Origin of the sequence: Bradyrhizobium ivorense (assembly GCF_900696085.1) — a bacterium.
GTDB classification, from domain to species: Bacteria; Pseudomonadota; Alphaproteobacteria; order Rhizobiales; family Xanthobacteraceae; genus Bradyrhizobium; species Bradyrhizobium ivorense.
The window spans coordinates 422,519-442,475 of record NZ_CAADFC020000033.1 but is presented as its reverse complement, the minus strand read 5'-3'; the positions used below and the strand labels follow the sequence as shown (position 1 = coordinate 442,475).

The window sequence follows — 19,957 nt, the reverse complement described above, 5'->3', positions numbered from 1 at the left end:
AACCCACCATGTTTGTGCGTCGTGGTCATATGGTGGGTTACGCCTTCGGCTAACCCACCCTACGGTCTCAACCCGGGAACGTGTAGGCCGTCTTCACCGTGGTGTAGAACTCGCGGGCATAGGCGCCCTGTTCGCGCGCGCCGTAGCTCGAGCCTTTGCGGCCGCCGAACGGCACGTGGTAATCCACGCCGGCGGTCGGCAGGTTGACCATCACCATGCCGGACTCGCTGTTGCGCTTGTAGTGCGAGGCGTATTTCAGGCTGGTCGTGCAGATGCCGGAGGCGAGGCCGAACTCGGTGTCGTTGGAGATCGCCAGCGCCTCCTCATAATCCTTGGCGCGGATCACGCAGGCGACCGGGCCGAAGATTTCCTCACGCGCGATGCGCATCGAATTGGTGGTCTCGGTGAACAGTGCGGGCTGCAGATAGAAGCCGGGCGTCTCGCGGTTGAGCAGTTCGCCGCCCCAGTGCAGGCGGGCGCCTTCGTCCTGGCCGATCTTGATGTAGCGGAGGTCCTGGTCGAGCTGGCTCTGGTCGACGACGGGGCCGACATGCACGCCGCTCTTCAGGGCGTCGTCGACCGAGAGACCCTTCATCCGCTCGGTCATCGCGGCGACGAAGCGATCGTGAATGCCTGCGGTGACGATCAGGCGCGACGACGCCGTGCAGCGCTGGCCGGTCGAGAAATAAGCGCCGTTGACCGCGACCTCGACCGCGACCTTGAGGTCGGCGTCGTCGAGCACCACCAGCGGGTTCTTGCCGCCCATCTCGAGCTGGAACTTCTTCATCGGCGTCGAGAGCACGCAGGCCTGCGCGATCTTGCGCCCGGTCGCGACCGAGCCGGTGAAGGAGATCGCGGCGACATCAGGATGCTCGAGCAGGGTCTGGCCGACCACCGAGCCCGAGCCGACCACGAGATTGAAGACGCCTGAGGGAAGCCCGGAGCGCGCGATGATCTCGGACAGCGCATGTGCGGAGCCCGGCACCAATTCGGCCGGCTTGAACACCACGGTGTTGCCGTAGCAGAGCGCGGGCGCGATCTTCCAGGCCGGGATCGCGATCGGGAAGTTCCATGGCGTGATCATGCCGACGACGCCGACCGGCTCGCGCGTGATCTCGACCTCGAGGCCGGGACGTACCGACGCGCCCTTCTCGCCGGTCAGCCGCAGCGCCTCGCCGGCAAAGAACGCAAAGATCTGCCCGGCGCGCGCGACCTCGCCGATGCCCTCGGGGAGCGTCTTGCCTTCCTCGCGCGCCAGCAGGCGGCCGAGCTCTTCCTTGCGGGCGAGGATCTCGACCGAAATCTTGTTCAGCGCGTCAAAGCGCTCCTGCGGCGTCGCGCGCGACCAGGCCGGGAAGGCGGCCTTGGCGGCGGCGATCGCCTTTTCGGTCTGCGCCTTGTCGGCCTTGGCGTATTCGCCGACCACGTCGTTGGTGTTGGAGGGGTTAATGTCCCGCGTGATGCCTGATCCGTCGATCCATTCGCCGGCGATAAAATTCTTCTGATGAGCGGTCATGGTTCTCTCCAACCTTTTCGTTGTTAGTGCACGAGGCAGGGACGCTTGTCGTCAAAGGTCCAGCCCGGGATCAGGAACTGCATGGCGAGCGCATCGTCGCGGGCGCCGAGGCCATGCTGCTTGTATAGCGCGTTCGCGGCTTCGATGGCAGGGCGATCGATCTCGATGCCGAGGCCCGGCCGGTCCGGTATCGCGATCTTGCCGCCCTTGATCTGCAGCGGCTCCTTGGTCAACGCCTGGCCGTCCTGCCAGATCCAGTGGGTGTCGATCGCGGTCACCTTGCCGGGCGCGGCGGCGCCGACATGGGTGAACATCGCCAGTGAAATGTCAAAGTGGTTGTTGGAGTGCGAGCCCCAGGTCAGGCCGTTGTCGCGGCAGGTCTGCGCCACCCGCACCGAGCCCTGCATGGTCCAGAAATGCGGATCGGCAAGCGGTATGTCAACGGCACCCAGCCGCAGCGCGTGGCTGAGCTGGCGCCAGTCGGTGGCGATCATGTTGGTTGCGGTCGGTAGCCCCGTGGCGCGGCGGAACTCGGCCATGATCTCGCGGCCGGAGAAGCCGGCCTCGGCGCCGCAGGGATCCTCGGCATAGGCGAGCACGCCACCCATGTTGCTGCAGAGCCGGATCGCCTCGTCGAGCGACCAGGCACCGTTCGGATCGAGCGTGACGCGGGCGTTCGGGAAGCGCTTTGCGATCGCCGTGACGGCCTCGATCTCCTGTTCGCCGCGCAGCACGCCGCCCTTGAGCTTGAAATCGGCAAAGCCGTAATGCGCCTGGGTGGCCTCGGCAAGGCGCACGATCGCCTCCGAAGTCATCGCCTCCTGGTGACGCAGATTGAACCAGTCGGGCTTGCCGGTCTCGCCTTCGACATAGGGAAGGCTGGTCTTCCTGCGGTCGCCGACGAAAAAGAGATAGCCGAGCGTCTCGACGCTTGCGCGCTGCTGGCCCTCGCCGAGCAGCGCCGCGACCGGGAGCGCGAGATGCTGGCCGAGCAGGTCGAGCAGCGCTGACTCCACCGCGGTCACCGCATGGATGGTGACGCGGAGGTCAAAGGTTTGCTTGCCGCGGCCGCCGGCGTCGCGGTCGGCGAATTTCTCGCGCATCGACGCCAGGATGTTGTTGAGCGCGCCGATGGTCTGGCCGACGACGAGGTCGCTGGCGTCCTCCAGCGTCTTGCGGATCTTCTCGCCGCCCGGCACCTCGCCGACGCCGGTGTGGCCGGAATTGTCCGTGAGGATGACGAGGTTGCGGGTGAAGAACGGCGCATGCGCGCCGCTCAGATTGAGGAGCATGCCGTCGCGGCCGGCAACCGGGATCACCTCCATCGCCGTGACGACGGGAGCGCCGGAAAAACCGGCGCGGATCGTATCCTGGATCATCTGCTCCTCCCTCTGTCTCGTTCTTCGCCTTGCGGTCTATTCTGCCGCCTGTTGCGCCGCCGCCTGCGGCAGCTTTGCCACCAGCGCCGCGAGCTCGGCGATCTCCTGCTCGGTGAGATCGGTCAGCGGCGGGCGCACCGGGCCGGAATCGCGGCCGATCACCTTCATGCCGGCCTTGATGATCGACACCGCATAGCCCTTCTTGCGATTGCGTATCGCGATCAGCGGCAGGATGAAATCCTTCAAGCCTGCATGGATGGTCTGATGATCGCGCCGGCGCACCGCGGCGTAGAAGTTCGTGGCGAATTCCGGCACGAAGTTGAACACCGCCGATGAATAGGTCGTGACGCCCATGTCGAGATAGGGCAGCGCAAAGGTTTCCGCCGTGGGCAGCCCGCCGATATAGGTCAGGCGGTCGCCGAGTTTGGTGTAGACCCGGGTCATCAGTTCGATATCGCCGATACCGTCCTTGTAGCCGACGAGGTTCGGGCAGCGCTCGCACAGCCGTGCCAGCGTGTCGGGCTGCAGGATCGCATTATCGCGGTTGTAGACGATGACGCCGATCTTCACCGAGGCGCAGATTGCCTCGACATGCGCAGCGAGGCCGTCCTGCTCGGAATGCGTGAGATAGGGCGGCAGCAGCAGCAGGCCGTCGGCGCCGGCCTTCTCGGCACCGATGGCAATCTCGCGCGCAATCGCGGTGCCGTAGCCGGTGCCGGCGAGCACGGGCACGCGGGCTTTTGTTTCGTCGACCGCGACCTTCACGATCTGCGGAACCTCTGTCGGCGTCAGCGAGAAGAACTCGCCGGTGCCGCCGGCCGCGAACAGGCCGGCGACGTCATAGCCGCACAGCCAGTCCACGTTCGCGCGGTAAGTCGCCTCGTCGAACGAAAAATCCGCCTTGAACGGGGTCACGGGAAACGACAGGAGGCCGCCGCCGATTTTCCGGGCCATCTCCTGAGGGGTCATCTTGCTCATGGCGCCACTCCTTCAAAATTCTCGCAAAATTCTTGCAAAGTTCCTGGGAACCGGATGCGCGAGAGCGCGCGTCCGTGGCGTCGTTTTTAGGAAACGGTTCGATGCGCGTCCAAGCCAAACGCGGTATCGAGCGATGCCGAATCGGCATCAATCGCCGCGCAGATGCGGCGCGGCGATTTCGCCGGCGATCTCGATCAGCGACGGCAGCAGCTGGTTCTCGTGATCGCGCCGCCACACCATGAACAGCTCGACCGGCACCGGCGTGCGCAGCTTCAGCGGCTTCAGCCGGACGTCGGCGATCTTCAGGCTCGCGGCGGCTTCCGGCACGATCGAGACGCCGAGCCCGGCGCGCACCATGGCGAGGATGGCGTGGATCTGGCTGAGATGCTGGACATAGCGCGGCAGCACGTCGGCGCGGGTGAACAGCGCCACCAGCAGGTCATGGAAGTAGCGGCTTTCATAGGGCGAATACATCACGAAGGGCTGGTCGTCGAAGTCCTTCAGCGTGACGGTTTCAGCCGACGCCAGCGGATGCTTCTTCGGGATCGCCGCGAGCAGCGGCTCGGCGACGACGCGCCGGCTCGCAAGCTCGGGCCGCGCCACCGGCGGGCGCAGCAGGCCGGCATCGATCTGGCCGGTGGCGAGCGCCTCGAACTGGTCGCCGGACACCATCTCCTTCAGCGAGAAATCGACCTCCGGCAGCCGCACGCGGCAGGCCGCGATCAGGTCGGGCAGGAAGCCGTAGGCGGCCGCCGCGGTGAAGCCGATCTTGAGCGAGCCGGTCTTGCCGAGCGCGATGCGGCGCGCGACCTGCGAGGCGGATTCCGCAAGCTTGAGGATGCGCCGCGCCTCGGGCAGAAAGCTGCGTCCCGCCGGCGTCAGCCGCACTGAGCGGCTGGTGCGTTCCAGGAGCGGCGCGTCGATGATGTGCTCGAGCACCTGGATCTGCCGGCTCAGCGGCGGCTGCGTCATGTTGAGCCGCACTGCGGCGCGGCCGAAATGCAGCTCCTCGGCCACCGTGACGAAACAGCGGAGCTGGTTGAGGTCGAACATCGATGCAAGCCCGGAATGGATCGCGCGGGGTTTTGTGCGTTCTAGCATCGATGCCTCCCAGTGGCCAAGGACGCAAACAGACGAAGACGGCGGCCGCAGCCGCCGTTTGGTTTTCTACCCCCTCTCACCGTTCTTACGGGGAGAGAGTTGGGGTGAGGGGCTCTCTTCGCGCAATAACTGTCTCAATTTGCACGCGCGATCCGAACGAGTCGGAGCGGCTGTCTTTGCGGAGATGTGTTGCCTTGCCCCTCACCCGAAATTCGCTTCGCGAATTTCGACCTCTCCCCGCAGAAGGGCGGGGAGAGGTGAAGCCATCACTCCCTTATGCCGCCTTCAGTTGCACCCGCTTGATCTCGCCAACGATGAAGAGGTAGGCGATCGCCGCGACCAGCGCGTTGGCGCCGACGAACACCAGCGCGCCGTTGAACGAGCCGGTGGCGGCCAGGATGTAGCCGATGATGATCGGCGTCGTGATCGAGGACAGGTTGCCGAAGGTGTTGAACAGGCCGCCGGAGACGCCGCCGGCTTCCTTCGGCGAGGTGTCGGAAACGACAGCCCAGCCGAGCGCGCCGATGCCCTTGCCGAAGAAGGCGAGCGCCATGAAGCCGACCACTAGCGCCTGGCCATCGACATAGTTGCAGGCGATGATCGACATCGACAGCAGCATGCCGCCGACGATCGGGATCTTGCGCGCCATGGTCAGCGAGCCGGTGCGGCGCAGGATGGCGTCCGAGATCACGCCGCCGAGCACGCCGCCGATGAAGCCGCACAGCGCCGGCAGCGTCGCGACGAAGCCGGCCTGCAGGATCGACAGCCCGCGCTCCTTCACCAGATAGACGGGAAACCAGGTCAGGAAGAAATAGGTCAGCGTGTTGATGCAGTACTGGCCGATATAGACGCCGAGCATCATGCGGTTGGCGAGCAACTGGCGGATATGGTTCCAACCCGGGCCGCCATGGTGCGTCTTGCCGCCCTTGGCCGCATCCATGTCGACCAGCGCGCCGCCCTGCTTGATGTAGTCGAACTCGGCCTCGTTGATCGCGGGATGCTCCTTCGGCTCGTGGATCGTCTTGATCCAGGCGATGCCCATCACGATGCCGAGCCCGCCCATCACGTAGAACACGTGGCGCCAGCCGTAACTGTGCGCGATCCAGCCCATCAGCGGCGCGAAGATCACGGTCGCGAAATATTGCCCCGAATTGAAGAAGGCCGACGCGGTGCCGCGCTCATTGCCGGGGAACCAGGACGCGACGATGCGGGCATTGGCCGGGAATGACGGCGCCTCGGCGATGCCGACCAGGAAGCGCAATGCGAACAGCATGATCACGGCGGCGCCCGCGGACAGGAAGCCGACTAGGCCCTGCACCGCAGTGAAGATCGACCAGACGATGATGCTGATCGCGTAGACCCATTTCGAGCCGAAACGGTCGAGCAGCCAGCCGCAGGGAACCTGCGCGATCACATAGGACCAGCCGAACGCCGAGAACACATAACCCATCGCGATTGGGTCGAGCTGCAGTTCCTTGGAGAGGGCGGGGCCGGCAATCGAGAGCGTGGCGCGATCGGCGTAGTTCACGGTGGTGACGAGAAACAGCATCGTCACGATCAGAAGTCGGACGCGGGATCGCCGCGTATCCGCAGCTGTTGCAATTGCGCTCATTAGCGCCTCCTCGAAAATTTCCTCGAGGGCTCTCCTAGAGAGTTGACGGCAATGGGTCCAAGCCCAAACGGGTATCGATCCATACCGGTTTTGAATTGATCGGCCCGGTGTCATGTCACCGTTGACAAATAATGTACTAATAGTACAGTTATTAAGCGCGCAACCGCCGCGCGGGCAGCCTGACCGGAGGCGATCGGCAATGACCGCGCCACGCGATTACGAGATCTTCGAAGCCGGTGACGTCACGCTGCAGGGCGGCGCCGTGTTCCCGCGGCTCAAACTGGCGTACAAGACGTTTGGCACGCTGAACGCGGCCAAGGACAACGTCATCCTGTATCCGACGTCCTTCTCCGCCCAGCATGCCGACATCGAATGGCTGGTGCAGAGGGGTGGGGCGCTCGATCCCGACCGCTACTTCATCGTCATCGCGAACCAGTTCAGCAACGGCCTGTCATCCTCGCCGTCGAATTCGCGCGACATGCTGGGCGCGGCGCGGTTTCCCGCCTTCAGCTATTACGACGGCGTTGCCGTTCAGCGGCGGCTGCTGGTCGAGCGGTTCGGCGTGACCAAGCTCGCGCTGGTCTATGGCTGGTCGATGGGCGGCATGCAGGCCTATCATTGGGCCGCGCGCCACCCCGAGATGGTCGAGCGCGCGGCGGTGGTCTGCGGCAGCGCGCGATGCTCGCCGTACAACCATGTGTTCCTCGAAGGCGTGAAATCAGCGCTGACCGCCGATCCCGCCTATCGAGATGGCCGCTTCGTCGCCAAGCCGACGGCGGGCTTTCGCGCGATGGGGCGCGTCTATGCCGGCTGGGCGATGTCGCACGAGTTCTATCGCGAGGAAGTCTGGCGCGAGGCTGGGTTCACATCTCTCGAGGACTACCTCGCCGGCTCGTGGGACACGACGTTCGCGCGGCGCGATGCCAACGACCTGCTGGCGCAGATTGCGATCTGGCAAGCTGGCGACATCAGCCGCTGCGATGAATTCGGCGGCGACTTCGATCGCGCGCTCGCAGCGATCAGCGCGCATATGCTGCTGATGCCCGGGCGTACCGACCGCTACTTCGACATGCGCAACAACGAGGACGAGCTCGGCCGCCTGGTCAATGCGCGCTCGGCTGCGTTGCACGCGATCCCATCGATCCACGGCCACCGCGCCGGCAATCCGGTCAACAACGCCGCGGACCGCGCCTTCATCAACGCCGAGATCTCGGCGCTCCTGCAACGCTGACCGATGGGACGATCATGAGCATCGCAGAGACCCATGACGGCGGACCTCGCCTGAAGCCGCTGAGCGCCGCTGATGTGCGCGATTTGTCGGTCAAGTCGAACTTTTCAGGCGCGGTGCGCGCGGCGAGCCACTACGGTATGATCGCGATCGTCGGCGCACTGATCTGGCTGGTCGCGTCGCGCTACGGCCTGGCGTGGGCCGTGCCGCTGATCGCCGTGCAGGGCTATTTCGTCGCGTTCCTGTTCATGGTGGTGCATGAGACCGCGCACAAGACGGCGTTCCGCAGCCATGCGCTCAATCTCGCCGTCGGCAATCTCTCCGCGTTCATGATCGGATTGCCTTATGAATACTACCGCCTGTTCCACTGGGACCATCATCGCTACACTCAGGATCCCGAGAAGGATCCGGAGCTGATTGTCGGCCCCAAGCCAAAATCGGATACGCAGCTCGCGATCGCCTATTCGGGGCTGTTGCAGGTGCTGGTCCGCATCCGGCTGATGCTGCGGCATGCGATCACCGGACAGGTGATCGTGCCGTGGATTCCGCAAGCCAAGCGCGGATCGATCGTGCTGGAAGCAAGGCTCTATCTTGCGGGCTATCTGCTGCTCCTGGCGGCGTCGCTGGTGCTGCACAGCGCGATCCTGCTCTGGGTGTGGATCGTGCCACTGCTGGCCGGCCAGCTCATCCTGCGTCCGTATCTCTATGCCGAGCACACCGGGTGCGAGCGGACGCGGAGCGCGTTCGAGAACACCCGCACCACGATGACCGGCAGGGTCATGAAGTGGTTCGCCTGGAATATGCCCTACCATGTCGAGCACCATGCCTATCCGACGGTGCCGTTTCATGCGCTGCCGAAGCTGAACGCCATCGTCGATGGCCACATCGTGTATCGCGGCCGCAACTATCGCGCCGTGACGCGCGAGACCTGGGCCTGGTTTCGCCGCCAGCGGCAGACTACTTGATGTTCGAGCAAGAGAGCCCGCGATCACGCGTCCGCGCGCGGCCGCAGCACCAGATTGACGAGATTGCGCGCATAGGCCGGCGTCAACGGCCCGATGCCGAACACATAGCGATAGAACAGGCTGCCGTAGATCGCGTCATAGATATCGCCGGGGACGCCGGGCGCACCGATGCTGCCGTCCTTCTGGCCGGCGGCGATGATCTCCAGCATTTTGGTGCGGCGCAGCCCGAGGTAGCGCTCGTAGAACAGCTCCGCCGATCCGGTCCTGGAGATGCATTCCGAGATCACCGCGAGCTGCACCCGTCCGAACTCGCCCTGCAATGCCTCGACATAGGTGCCAACATGGCGGCGGATCCGGGCCACCGGGTTGCCCGTATCAGGCAGCGGCACGGCGCGCGAGGCCTGGTCGAGGAAGGCATCGATCAGCAAGGCCTCGCGCGACGGCCACCATTTGTAGATCGTCATCTTCGAGACGTTGGAGTGTTTTGCGATCGCATCGATGGTGGTGGCGGCAAGGCCGGTGCTCGCCATCAGCGCGTAGGCGCTCTGCAGGATCGCGGCCGTGGTCGCGGCGGAGCGCGGCCGGCCACGCCGCGCGGTCGTCGCATCCTCGGTCTCCGCCTTGCTGCGCGCCATCGCCGGAATTCGTCCCCTGCATGTTTGAATCACTGCCGTGCATGCGGGCATAGCATGAAATCGAGGCGGTGTTTCGGATCATCGTTGCCGCTGATAGTCTACAACGCTACCGATTGAGCAGGAGTGTCCCGTGAAGGCCGTCTACAGTGATCTGCACCGCAGCCATGATCCGCAATTCTTCCTGGTCCGCGGTGTGGTCCAGCGCACCACCGAGCAGCCGGAGCGCGCCGACCGCCTGCTGGCGGGGCTGAAGGCCGGCAAGCACACGCTGGTCGAGCCGACGACATTCGGGCAGGGGCCGCGGGCGCGCGTGCACAGCCCGGAATATCTGAGCTTTCTCGCCGAAGCCTGGGACGCCTGGACCGCGCTCGGCGATGCCGGGCCGGAGATGATCGCCAACATGCATCCGGTGCGCAACGCCGGCACCTATCCGACGCATATCGTCGGCAAGCTGGGGTGGCACACGGTCGACACTGCCGCGCCGATCGGTCCCGGCACCTGGGCCGGCGCCTGCGCGTCGAGCGATGTCGCGGTGAGCGCGGCGCAAATGGTGCTCGATGGCGAGGACGCGGTGTATGCGCTGTGCCGTCCGCCCGGCCATCACGCCTATCGCGATCTCGCCGGCGGCTTCTGCTTCCTCAACAACAGCGCGATCGCCGCCGAGCATCTGCGCCAGCGGCACGAGCGCGTCGCGATCCTCGACGTCGACGTGCACCACGGCAACGGCACGCAAGGCATCTTCTACGAGCGGCCGGACGTGTTCACCGTTTCGATCCACGCCGATCCGTCATTCTTCTATCCCTTCGTCTGGGGTTATGCGCATGAGCGCGGTGCCGGCGCCGGTCTCGGCACCAATCTCAACATTCCCCTCGCCAGAGGCACCGGCGACGACGATTACATCAAGGCGCTGGCAACGGCGGAGAGGGCGATCCGCGCCTTTGCGCCGACGGCGTTGGTGGTCGCGCTCGGCCTCGATGCCTCGGAAAAGGATCCGCTGGCGGGCCTTGCCGTCACCACCGACGGTTTTCGCCGTATCGGCGAGCGGCTCGCCCGGATCGGCTTGCCGACCGTGCTGGTGCAGGAGGGCGGCTATCTCTCCGATATCCTCGGCGCCAACCTGACCGCCGTGCTCGGCGGGTTCGAGGCCGCGCGCTGACACGGTGATCTGGCGATGAATTTGGCTGCTCCCCTCCCGCTTGCGGGTCATCGCAGGGGGGGCGCGGCCAAACCAGCGAAAACAACCCCATGCAAAGTAGCCCGGGCGCCACCAAAAGTAAGATTATATGACTAGGAATTGGCGCCGACTTGTGGTCATCCTTGCGGCATGAGCCGATCAGGGGCAGCCGATCGATCGATGACTTCCGGTCTCGTGATCATTCCGGCGCGGCGTGCGCATTCCAACCACGCCGAGGTGGCGCGCAGCATCGGCATCGACATCATCGCCGGCCGCTATGCCGAGGGCGCGCGGCTGCCGGGCGATGCCGAACTGACGTCGAGCTTTGGCGTGTCGCGCCCGGTACTGCGGGAAAGTATCAAGACGCTGGTGGCCAAGGGCCTGCTCACCACCAAGGCGCGGGTGGGCACCGTGGTGCGCGGGCGCAATGCCTGGAACATGTTCGATGCCGACGTGCTGGCCTGGCATCTCGACGTCGGCATCGACAAGCAGTTCCTCGGCGATCTCGCCGAGATCCGGCTTGCGATCGAGCCGCGCACGGCGGCGCTGGCCGCGTTGCGCCGCACCGACGCGGACATCGCCGAGCTGCGCCGCTGCGTCGAGATCATGCGCCGCGAGCCGTCGGATTCCGATGCCTTCACTGACGGCGATCTGGCGCTGCATATCGCGGTCGCCAACGCGTCGGGCAATCCGTTCATGCGCTCGGTCGACGGCGTGATCGAGGCCGCGCTGCGCGCATCCTTCGTCGTCAGCGCGCCGGTCGATCCGGCCGACCGCGAGACGGTGCTGAACTGGCACCAGCGCATCGTCGATGCGATCGCCGACGGTCGTGCCGCCGATGCCGCCGCCGCGATGACCGGAGCCATCTTCCACGGCATCCGCCGCCACGGCGCGGCGGTGGTCGATCCCGCCTTGTACGACGGCAAATCCAAGACATGAGTCCGCAGTGACAGAACCGCTACGTATCGCCATCGTCGGGTTCGGCGAGATCGCGCGCCGCCAGCATATGCCGGCGATCGCCAGGACGTCACGCGCTGCGCTGGTCGCGGTGGCCGATCCCGTCCGATCGTCGCCGGACCTGCCGCATTTCCGCGATCTGCAGGCGCTGCTGCGCGACGGTCCGGAGATCGACGCGGTCGCGCTCTGCGCGCCGCCGCAGCTGCGTCGCGAGCAGGCCGCCGCCGCGCTCGCCGCGCGCAAGCATGTGCTGCTGGAGAAGCCGCCGGGCACCGCCGTCAGCGAGCTCGCGCCGCTGGTTGCGGCCGCGCACGCAGCGGGACGGACGTTGTTCGCAAGCTGGCATTCGCGGTTCGCGCCCGCGGTCGAGCCGGCGCGGACCCTGCTGGCCGGCCGCAACATCACCAAAGTGGCGATCACCTGGAAGGAGGACGTGCGGGTCTGGCATCCCGGGCAGGCCTGGATCTTCGAGCCCGGCGGCTTTGGCGTGTTCGATCCCGGCATCAACGCGCTGTCGATCCTGACGCGGATCCTCTGCGAGCCGGTGTTTGCCAAAAGCGCGGAGCTGATATTTCCGTCCAATCGCGCGGCGCCGATTGCGGCGGAGCTCGAACTCTCCGATCAAAACGGCCTGCCGGTTCATGCCGCGTTCGATTTCCGCCAGACCGGCCCGCAGACCTGGGAGATCCATTGCGAGACCGATACCGGACCCGTGGCGCTGCTGAAGGGCGGCAGGCAATTGCGCGATGGCGGCCGGCTGATCGTCGACGCCGAGAAGGAGGAGTATCCCGCGCTCTATCGTCACTTTCTCGCGCTGACGGCCGACGGCAGATCCGACGTCGACCTGGCGCCGCTGCAGCTCGTCGCCGACAGTTTTATGCTCGGGCGGCGGCACGTCGTCGAGGCGTTTGAGGACTGACCATGAGTGCCACGATCGATCGCGCGCCCTTTGGCAAGCTGCCTGACGGCACCCTGGTCGAGCGCGTGACGCTGCGCGGCGCCGACGGCTTCGAGGCCGCGATCCTTTCCTTCGGCGCCGCGCTGCAGGCGCTGCTGACGCCGGATCGCAACGGGCATTGCGACGACATCGTGCTCGGCCATGACGGGTTCGACGGCTATCTCGCGCAACGAAAATTCTTCGGCGCGACGATCGGGCGCTACGCCAACCGGATCGCCGGCGCGCGTTTTGTCCTCGACGGGACGCCCGTCACGCTCGACGCCAACAACGGCCCCAACGGCTTGCATGGCGGGCTGCAGGGGTTCGATCGGAAGCTTTGGCGGATCGCCGCGCTCACCGACCATCCGGAGCCGACGCTGGTGCTGGAGCGCGAGAGCCCGCATGGCGAGGAGGGCTATCCCGGCAATCTGCAAGCCCGCGTCACCTATTGCGTGCGCAACGCTACCGAGCTGTCGGTGACCTACGAGGCGACCACCGATCGCCCGACCGTGCTCAACCTCACCAACCACAGCTTCTTCAATCTCGACGGCGCCCGCGCCGGCACCCAGATCCTCGATCACCGGCTGACCATCGCATCGGATCATTTCCTGGCCGTCGACGCGACGGCTATACCGTTGCCGGAACCGCCGCGGCCGGTCGACGGCACGCCGTTCGATTTCCGCGAGCCCACCGCGATCGGTGCGCGGATCAGGATGAACGACGAGCAACTCCGGCTCGGGCGCGGCTACGATCACAATTTCTGCCTGGCTCCAGGCACCGGCCTGCGTTTCGCCGCCCGGCTCGAGGCGCCGCGCAGCGGAAGGGTGATGGAGCTGTTCACCGATCAGCCCGGGCTGCAGTTCTATTCCGGCAATTTCCTCGACGGCTCGACGGCCGGCAAGGGCGGGCTTCTGTACCGCCAATCGGATGCGCTATGTCTGGAGCCGCATGCCTGGCCGGATACGCCGAACCGGCCGGATTTTCCGTCGGCTCGGCTCGATCCCGGGCAGACCTACCGGCGCACGATCGTCTATCGTTTCGCAACGGATGGAGCATCGACATGACAGACCACGGCGCCGATGCCTTGATGGAAGACGTGCCGACGTCGGTGCTGTCGGCCGAACGCTGCCATCTCGGCGAGGGACCCACCTACGATGCCACGACCGACACGGCCTGGTGGTTCGACATCCGCGAGCGCCGTCTGTTCGAGCATCGCTTTGCCGACGGACGCACGGTCATCCACGAATTGCCGAAGATGGCGAGCGCGCTGGCGCGGATCGACGATGCGCGGCAGCTGATCCTCACCGAGGACGGGCTTTACATCCGGCAGATCGCCGGCGGCCGCATGGAATTGTTCGCCGCGCTCGAGGCCGACAATGCTCTGACGCGCTCCAATGACGCGCGGGTGCATCCGTCGGGCACGTTCTGGCTCGGCACCATGGGGAAGCGCGCGGAGAAAGCGGCCGGCGCGATCTATGCGCTGCACCGTGGCCGCATCACGCGGCTTTACCCCGACATCACCATCCCGAACGCGATCTGCTTTTCGCCCGCCGGCGACATCGGCTATTTCGCCGATACCGCGACCAACCTGCTGTACCGCGTGCCGCTCGATGCGTCGACCGGATTGCCGGCCGGCGAGCCCGCCGTGTTGATCCGGCATGAAGGCACGGGCGGGATCGACGGCGCGGTGGTCGATGCCGACGGGCTGATCTGGAACGCGCGCTGGGGCGGCGGCTGCGTCGATGTCTACGATCCCGCGGGCCGCCGCCTGCGCTCGCTGCAGGTGCCGGCAAGGCAATCGAGCTGCCCGGCGTTCGTCGGCCGCGATTTCTCGCGCCTGCTGGTGACCTCGGCCTGGCAGGACATGGACGCGGCGCAGCGCGCCGCAGATCCCGAGCACGGCAAGACGTTTCTGCTCGAGGCGAGCGCACGCGGTCGCGCCGAGCCGGACGTCAGGCTCGCCTGACGCCGTCTTGTTGACGCGACCTGATCGTTTGTACGATAGTACAAATATGGTCCGCAAAGCCGCCAAAGCCGACGTCAAGGCCGCGAGCACACGCAAGCCGAACATGCGGGAGGCGATCCTCGCCGCGGCGGAGGAATTGTTCTCGACCTACGGCTTCAATGCGGTATCGGTGCGCGACATCGCGCAGGCCGCCGGCGCCAATCCCGGCAGCGTGACCTATCATTTCAAGACCAAGGACGGCCTGCTGCTGGAAATCTATCGCCGCCATTGCGGGCCGATGAACCGGCGGCGTTCCGAATTGCTGGCGGCCGCGCGGCGGGTGCGCGACCTGCAGGACCGGCTGGAGGCGATCGTGCGCGCCTATGTGCTGCCCGCGTTCACTTCGGGCAGCGACCTCGCCGGCGGCGGCACGCGGTTTACGCGGCTGCGCGCCATCATGTCGGCCGAGGGCAATGAGGTGGTGCGCAAGATCATCGCGCAGACTTTTGACGACACCAGCCACGCCTTCATCGATGCGATCCATGAGAGCCTGCCGCACATCCCGCGCACCGACATCGTCTGGCGCAGCCACTTCCTGCTCGGCGCGCTGTATTATTCGCTGGTGACGCCGGAGCGCGTCTCGCGCCTGTCGCGCGGCAGTGCCGACGGCGCCGATGCCGGCCACGCCATCGAGCAGCTGGTGCGCGCCACCGCTGCCTCGCTGCAGGCCGCGCCGCTCGATCAGGCGACACCCGCGCGGCGCAAGGCGCTCGCCACCGCCAAGGGCGAACGCTGACCTGGTCTTCGGTCGACGACTGTTCGACGATACAACACGGGATTTGAACTGATGACAGTCTCCAGCGATCCACGGCGGTGGCAGATCGGCCTGCTCGGCTATGGCGAGGTCGGCCGCATCCTCGCGGAGGATTTGCGCAAGCAGGATATCAAGGTCGCCGCCTACGACATCAAGCTCGACCGCGAGCAGGGCGCGTCGCTGCGCGAGCACGCCGCTCGCATCGGGGTCGAGCTGATGCGGTCGCATGCCGAGCTGGCAGCCGGCGCCGACTTCATCGTCTCGGCGGTGACGGCGAGCCAGGCGGTGGCGGTCGCCGAGGCCTGCGCGCCGGCGATCCGGAAGGACACCTGGTTCCTGGATTTCAACTCGGCGTCGCCCGGCGCCAAGCAGCGCGCCGCAGCTCTTATCGACGGCGCCGGCGGGCGCTATGTCGAGGGCGCGGTGATGACCTCGGTGCCGCCGTACCGCATCAAGGTGCCGCTGTTGCTCGGCGGCAGCGGCGCGCGCGAGCTGGCGCCGCTGCTGGTGACGCTCGGCTTTGCGGCCAAGGTCGCGAGCGACGAGCTCGGCGTGTCCTCGGCAGTCAAGATGTGCCGCAGCATCATGATCAAGGGCCTCGAGGCCATGGTGATCGAGAGTTTTACGACCGCGCGCGCCTATGGCGTCGAGGATGCGGTGCTCGCCTCGCTGAAGGAGACCTTTCCCGCCATCGACTGGGAGAAGCAGGGTGCCTATTTCTTCCAGCGCGTGATCGAGCACGGACGGCGGCGGGCCGACGAGGTGCGCGAGGTGGCGGAGACCGTGCGCGAGGCCGGGCTGACGCCATGGTCGGCATCGGGCACGGCGGAACGCCGGGCCTGGGTCGCCGACCTCGCCGACGAGGGCGTGTTCGGGATCAAGGGATCGCCCGAATTCGCCCGCAGCGGGGACTGGCGCACCGAGGCCGACCGGATTTTGGCGCGGCGCAGTTCGGGGTCACGCAAGGCGACAGCGTGACCACCTTCGACGATGTCTTAGAGCAGGATGAGATCAGGTTGAACAGTCATCGCGAAGGCCGTGGGCTCCCTCTCGCGCTTGCGGGGGAGGGTGGGGTGGGGGCTCTCTCCGCGAGTCGCAATGTGGAGAGAGCCCCCACCCGCATTGCATCTTCAATGCAATGCGACCTCCCCCGCAAGCGGGAGAGGTGCAGCGAGCCTGCCGCGAGACCGACTTAGCCTGACTTCAGGTCGAGACCGACATCCTGGCGATCTCGGCGGCATTCGGCAGGCTCTCGATATTCCAGCAGGCGTCCATCACGCGGCGCGCCGCAGCGGTCGGAATGATGCCGTCCGCGAGGTCGGCGAACTTGGTCTCGAGCTGCTTGTCGGTCATCGGCGCCTCGACGCTGCCGATCGCATGCTCGATATGACGATGCAGGGTGCGGCCGTCCTTCAGCACGATGGTCACGTCGACCTGCGCCGCATCGATGCCGGGGGTAACGACCGGCACCACCTTGGAGCGCAGCGCGACGATGGTCGGATCGGTCACCGCGCGGTCGCTGAACTGCTTCTCGCCGCCGGCGCCCTCGACTAGCGCGACGGCAACCGCGTGGTAGATGCTGAACTTGCCTTCGAGGCCCTCGCGCGGCGTCTTCTTGCCGGTCAACTCGAGCACCAGCGGATGCACCTTGAGATCGACGCGCTCGATCTGGTCGGCGGTCAGCTTGTTCTCGTTGCGCAGCTGGATCGCGGCGTCGATCGCCGGATGCATGACGATGCCGCAGGCGAACGGCTTGTAGGTGTTGAGCGCGGCCTCATAGCGCTTGCCGAGGTCGCCGAGGATCTCGGCATAGTCCTGCTTGGTGCTGATCGTGTTGGCCCAGCCGCGCTTGGCCTCGATCATGCCGTCCGACGAGGTAAAATTCTTCGAAGCGAGCATCGCCGCGAAGATGCCGTTCGATGCAGCACGGCCGGGATTGAAACTCTTGTTCATCGAGCCGAAGGATTCGCGCAGGCCGACCGGCTGCGATGCGGCAAGGCCGAGCGCCCACACCATCTGCTGCTCGTTGAGGTTCAAGAGCTTGCCGACCGCGGCCGCCGAGCCGAACACGCCCGCGGTGCCGGTGATGTGCCAGCCGACGTCGTAGTGATTGGGATAGACCGCGTTGCCGATCCGGCATTCGGTCTCGACCCCCAGCACCAGCGCGTTGAGAAACTCCTTGCCCGACACCGGCTGCAGCTCCGACAGCGCGAGAATGGCGGACGCAACCGGGCCGGCCGGATGGATCACCGTCTTCAAATGGGTGTCGTCATAGTCGAAAATGTGGCTCGACACGCCGTTGAGGAAGGCGGCGTTCATGATGTCGAAGCGTTCGCGCCGCCCGAACAGCGATGCCTGCGCCGGACCCGAGAACGGCGCCAGCGCCGAGACCGCGATGTCGACGGTCTGGTGATGCGACCCGCCGATCGCGACGCCGACCCAGTTCAACAGCGTGCGGACGCCTTCCTTGCGGACATTGGCCGGCAAGTCCTCGTACGTCGCGCCGACGAGATATTGCGCGAGCTTGCGCGTCACGTCCTTTGCCGGCGCTCCCTTGGCCGGTTCGGCCGGCGTCTGCGCCAGCGCCGAGGTCGCGGCCGACGCGACGAAGGGGATGGTGGCCGCAGCCTGCAGCAGCGATCGGCGGTCGGTGATCGACATGGTGGTCTCCCGGAGCGAGATTGGTGGGGCGGCTGGGTGAGCCGACATCGATCGCGCTATATCAGGCCATCCCGAGCGGGAGCAGGCGCGCGAAGTGGTTGGCTGCCGCGCTGACTTGCCCGCTTGACGAACAGGGCGGAGTCGTTTCTGAAGCGCGGTCGAAAACGGCACGCAGCGGTGAATCCGCCGCGTTCCCTCGCGTCCGGGAATGGGCTATTGCTCGTACTGCATGCGTCAGTCAGGCTCTGGCGGAAGGCGCAAACCGAAGTCCTGGAGGCACTCCCATGAAGTTTTCCGGCAAGGTCGTCGCCATCACCGGCGCAGCGCGCGGCATCGGCAGGGCCTGCGCCGAACGCTTCCTGGCCGACGGCGCCAAGGTCGTGATCTCGGATGTCGACGCCGCCTCGCTCGCCAGGGCGGCCGGCGAACTCGGACCGTCCAGCCACCTGCGCGCCGTCGAGGCCGACGTCAGCAAGCGCGCCGATGTCGACCGCATCGTCGCCACCGCGGCGAAGGAGTTCGGCCGGCTCGACGTCATGGTCAACAACGCCGGGGTGGCGCGCAACCGCGATTTTCTCGAGATCACCGAGGCCGAGTTCGACGACGTGATGGGGATCAACCTGAAGGGCGCGTTCTTCGGCGTCCAGGCCGCGGCGCGCCAGATGATCGCGCAGGGCGGCGGCGGCGTCGTGGTCAACATGTCCTCGGTCAATGCGCTGCTGGCGATCCCCTCGCTCGCGACCTATGCGATGTCCAAGGGCGCGATGAAGCAGCTCACCTCGGTGGCCGCGGTGGCGCTGGCGCCGCACGGCATCCGCGTGGTGGCGGTCGGGCCCGGCACGATCCTGACCGAGATGGTGGCGACTGCGATCTTCTCATCCGAGGACGCGCGGCGCAGCGTGCTGTCGCGCACGCCGGCCGGCCGCTGCGGCGAGCCGAGCGAGGTCGCCGCCGTGGTGGCGTTCCTCGCCTCCAGCGATGCCTCCTACATCACCGGCCAGACCATCTATCCCGACGGCGGGCGGCTGATCCTGAACTACACGGTGCCGGTCAGCGAGAAATAGCGCGTTGCGGGGGGCGGCGGCGTCCTCATCCTCAACTGTCATCGCCCGGCCTGTGCGCAATTGCGCACATGGACCGAGCGATCCAGTACGCCGCGGCCCATTGGCTCAAGCACTACCGTCTCTGGAATACTGGATCACCCGCCTGCGCGGATGATGACACCGGATAGCTACCGCCCCTTGAACTGCGGCTTGCGCTTGTCCATGAAGGCGCGGCGACCTTCGCGAAAATCCTCGCTGTCCATGCAGTCGATGCCGATCTGCCTGATCGCGGCCATGTCGCGCTCGGCCGGATCCTTCAGCACCTCGGCGATGGTGATCTTGGCGGCCTTGATCGCGAGCGGGGCGTTGGTGGAGATGGTGCGCGCGATCTCCATGGTGGCGTCCCACAATTCGGCATCCGGCAGCACGCGGTCGACCAGCCCGATCCGCAGCGCCTCGGCCGAGTCGATCCGCATGCCCGTGTACATGATCAGCCGCGCCCAGGACGGCCCGACCAGCGACACCAGATTGCGCAAGCCCTGATAGCCGTAGGCGATGCCGAGCTTGGCGGCGGGAATGCCGAACTGCCCGCTTTTGCCCGCGATGCGGATGTCGGCGAGCATCGCCACCTGCATGCCGCCGCCGAGGCAGAAACCGCGGATGCAGGCGATCGTCGGCTTCGGATAGCTCGCGAGCAGCGCGCGCTGCGCCTCGCTGCGCCGCGAATATTCCTCGGAGGCCTCCGCGTTGTGCCTCGTCTTCTCGAACTGGCTGATGTCGGCGCCCGAGACGAAGGCCTTGTCGCCGGCCCCGACCAGGATCACGACGCGGACGGCGGGATCGTCGCGCAATGCCGCCAGCGCCTCGCCAAAACCTTCCCACATCTCCAGCGACATCGCGTTGCGCTTGTCGGGATTGTTGAAGGTGACGACGCCGACGCCGTCGACGACGCGTTGCAGGATCTTGCCGTCGGCAAGCGATTGCTCTGAAGTATCGGCCATGCGCGGGTTCC

General features: G+C 66.3%; 18 protein-coding genes. 10 read left to right on the top strand and 8 right to left on the bottom strand.

Annotated elements, in window-relative coordinates; all coding sequences use genetic code 11:
* Positions 1–67: 67 nt before the first annotated feature.
* The 5 genes from CI41S_RS40525 to CI41S_RS40505 form a co-directional block, all read right to left on the bottom strand.
* Entirely contained in the window at positions 68–1,516 is a 1,449-nt protein-coding gene (locus CI41S_RS40525) for an aldehyde dehydrogenase family protein (protein WP_139864551.1), read from the bottom strand.
* A 23-nt stretch (positions 1,517–1,539) separates the two neighbouring features.
* Positions 1,540–2,895: a glucarate dehydratase gene (gene gudD, locus CI41S_RS40520; protein WP_139864550.1), complete on the bottom strand. Its 1,356-nt coding sequence runs from the start codon at positions 2,893–2,895 to the stop codon at positions 1,540–1,542.
* A 36-nt stretch (positions 2,896–2,931) separates the two neighbouring features.
* Positions 2,932–3,873, bottom strand: coding sequence for a 5-dehydro-4-deoxyglucarate dehydratase (gene kdgD, locus CI41S_RS40515; RefSeq protein WP_139864549.1), 942 nt, complete (start codon positions 3,871–3,873; stop codon positions 2,932–2,934).
* Positions 3,874–4,020: 147 nt separating this feature from the next.
* Positions 4,021–4,926 (bottom strand): LysR family transcriptional regulator, encoded by a 906-nt coding sequence (locus CI41S_RS40510; RefSeq protein ID WP_139864745.1) that lies wholly within the window; start codon positions 4,924–4,926, stop codon positions 4,021–4,023.
* A 322-nt stretch (positions 4,927–5,248) separates the two neighbouring features.
* Complete coding sequence (locus CI41S_RS40505) at positions 5,249–6,586, bottom strand: MFS transporter (RefSeq protein WP_139864548.1); 1,338 nt, start codon at positions 6,584–6,586, stop codon at positions 5,249–5,251.
* A 199-nt stretch (positions 6,587–6,785) separates the two neighbouring features.
* Here CI41S_RS40505 and CI41S_RS40500 point away from each other — a divergent pair, with 199 nt between their 5' ends.
* Both CI41S_RS40500 and CI41S_RS40495 read left to right on the top strand, forming a co-directional pair.
* Positions 6,786–7,817 carry an alpha/beta fold hydrolase gene (locus CI41S_RS40500; protein WP_139864547.1) on the top strand — a complete coding sequence of 344 codons (1,032 nt, stop codon included), beginning with the start codon at positions 6,786–6,788 and terminating at the stop codon, positions 7,815–7,817.
* Positions 7,818–7,831: 14 nt separating this feature from the next.
* On the top strand, positions 7,832–8,779 hold the full coding sequence (locus CI41S_RS40495; protein WP_139864546.1) for a fatty acid desaturase: 948 nt from the start codon (positions 7,832–7,834) through the stop codon (positions 8,777–8,779).
* Between the two features lie 23 nt (positions 8,780–8,802).
* On the opposite strand, the gene CI41S_RS40490 is transcribed toward CI41S_RS40495, so the two are convergent.
* A complete protein-coding gene (locus tag CI41S_RS40490; RefSeq protein WP_139864545.1) occupies positions 8,803–9,414 on the bottom strand; it encodes a TetR/AcrR family transcriptional regulator in 612 nt (203 codons plus the stop codon).
* A 130-nt stretch (positions 9,415–9,544) separates the two neighbouring features.
* Between CI41S_RS40490 and CI41S_RS40485 the strand changes: the two genes are divergently transcribed.
* From CI41S_RS40485 to CI41S_RS40455, 7 genes are all read left to right on the top strand, one after another.
* Entirely contained in the window at positions 9,545–10,570 is a 1,026-nt protein-coding gene (locus CI41S_RS40485; protein WP_139864544.1) for a histone deacetylase family protein, read from the top strand.
* A gap of 198 nt (positions 10,571–10,768) precedes the next feature.
* Positions 10,769–11,527, top strand: coding sequence for a FadR/GntR family transcriptional regulator (locus CI41S_RS40480; protein WP_139864543.1), 759 nt, complete (start codon positions 10,769–10,771; stop codon positions 11,525–11,527).
* A 7-nt stretch (positions 11,528–11,534) separates the two neighbouring features.
* The gene (locus CI41S_RS40475) at positions 11,535–12,464 is read left to right on the top strand and encodes a Gfo/Idh/MocA family protein (RefSeq protein ID WP_139864542.1); all 930 of its coding nucleotides are present in this window, start codon (positions 11,535–11,537) and stop codon (positions 12,462–12,464) included.
* 2 nt (positions 12,465–12,466) lie between these two features.
* Positions 12,467–13,546 carry an aldose epimerase family protein gene (locus CI41S_RS40470; protein ID WP_139864541.1) on the top strand — a complete coding sequence of 360 codons (1,080 nt, stop codon included), beginning with the start codon at positions 12,467–12,469 and terminating at the stop codon, positions 13,544–13,546.
* Between the two features lie 23 nt (positions 13,547–13,569).
* Complete coding sequence (locus tag CI41S_RS40465) at positions 13,570–14,448, top strand: SMP-30/gluconolactonase/LRE family protein (RefSeq protein WP_139864744.1); 879 nt, start codon at positions 13,570–13,572, stop codon at positions 14,446–14,448.
* Between the two features lie 46 nt (positions 14,449–14,494).
* Positions 14,495–15,223, top strand: a complete 729-nt coding sequence (locus CI41S_RS40460; protein ID WP_139864540.1) for a TetR/AcrR family transcriptional regulator — start codon at positions 14,495–14,497, stop codon at positions 15,221–15,223.
* 51 nt (positions 15,224–15,274) lie between these two features.
* Positions 15,275–16,219 carry a DUF1932 domain-containing protein gene (locus tag CI41S_RS40455; protein ID WP_139864539.1) on the top strand — a complete coding sequence of 315 codons (945 nt, stop codon included), beginning with the start codon at positions 15,275–15,277 and terminating at the stop codon, positions 16,217–16,219.
* A 225-nt stretch (positions 16,220–16,444) separates the two neighbouring features.
* Here CI41S_RS40455 and CI41S_RS40450 read toward each other — a convergent pair whose 3' ends face one another.
* Positions 16,445–17,902 (bottom strand): MmgE/PrpD family protein, encoded by a 1,458-nt coding sequence (locus CI41S_RS40450; protein WP_139864538.1) that lies wholly within the window; start codon positions 17,900–17,902, stop codon positions 16,445–16,447.
* 284 nt (positions 17,903–18,186) lie between these two features.
* On the opposite strand from CI41S_RS40450, the gene CI41S_RS40445 reads away from it, so the two are divergent.
* Positions 18,187–18,966, top strand: coding sequence for an SDR family NAD(P)-dependent oxidoreductase (locus CI41S_RS40445; protein WP_139486215.1), 780 nt, complete (start codon positions 18,187–18,189; stop codon positions 18,964–18,966).
* 167 nt (positions 18,967–19,133) lie between these two features.
* Here CI41S_RS40445 and CI41S_RS40440 read toward each other — a convergent pair whose 3' ends face one another.
* Positions 19,134–19,946, bottom strand: a complete 813-nt coding sequence (locus CI41S_RS40440; RefSeq protein ID WP_139864537.1) for an enoyl-CoA hydratase — start codon at positions 19,944–19,946, stop codon at positions 19,134–19,136.
* Positions 19,947–19,957 lie beyond the last annotated feature (11 nt).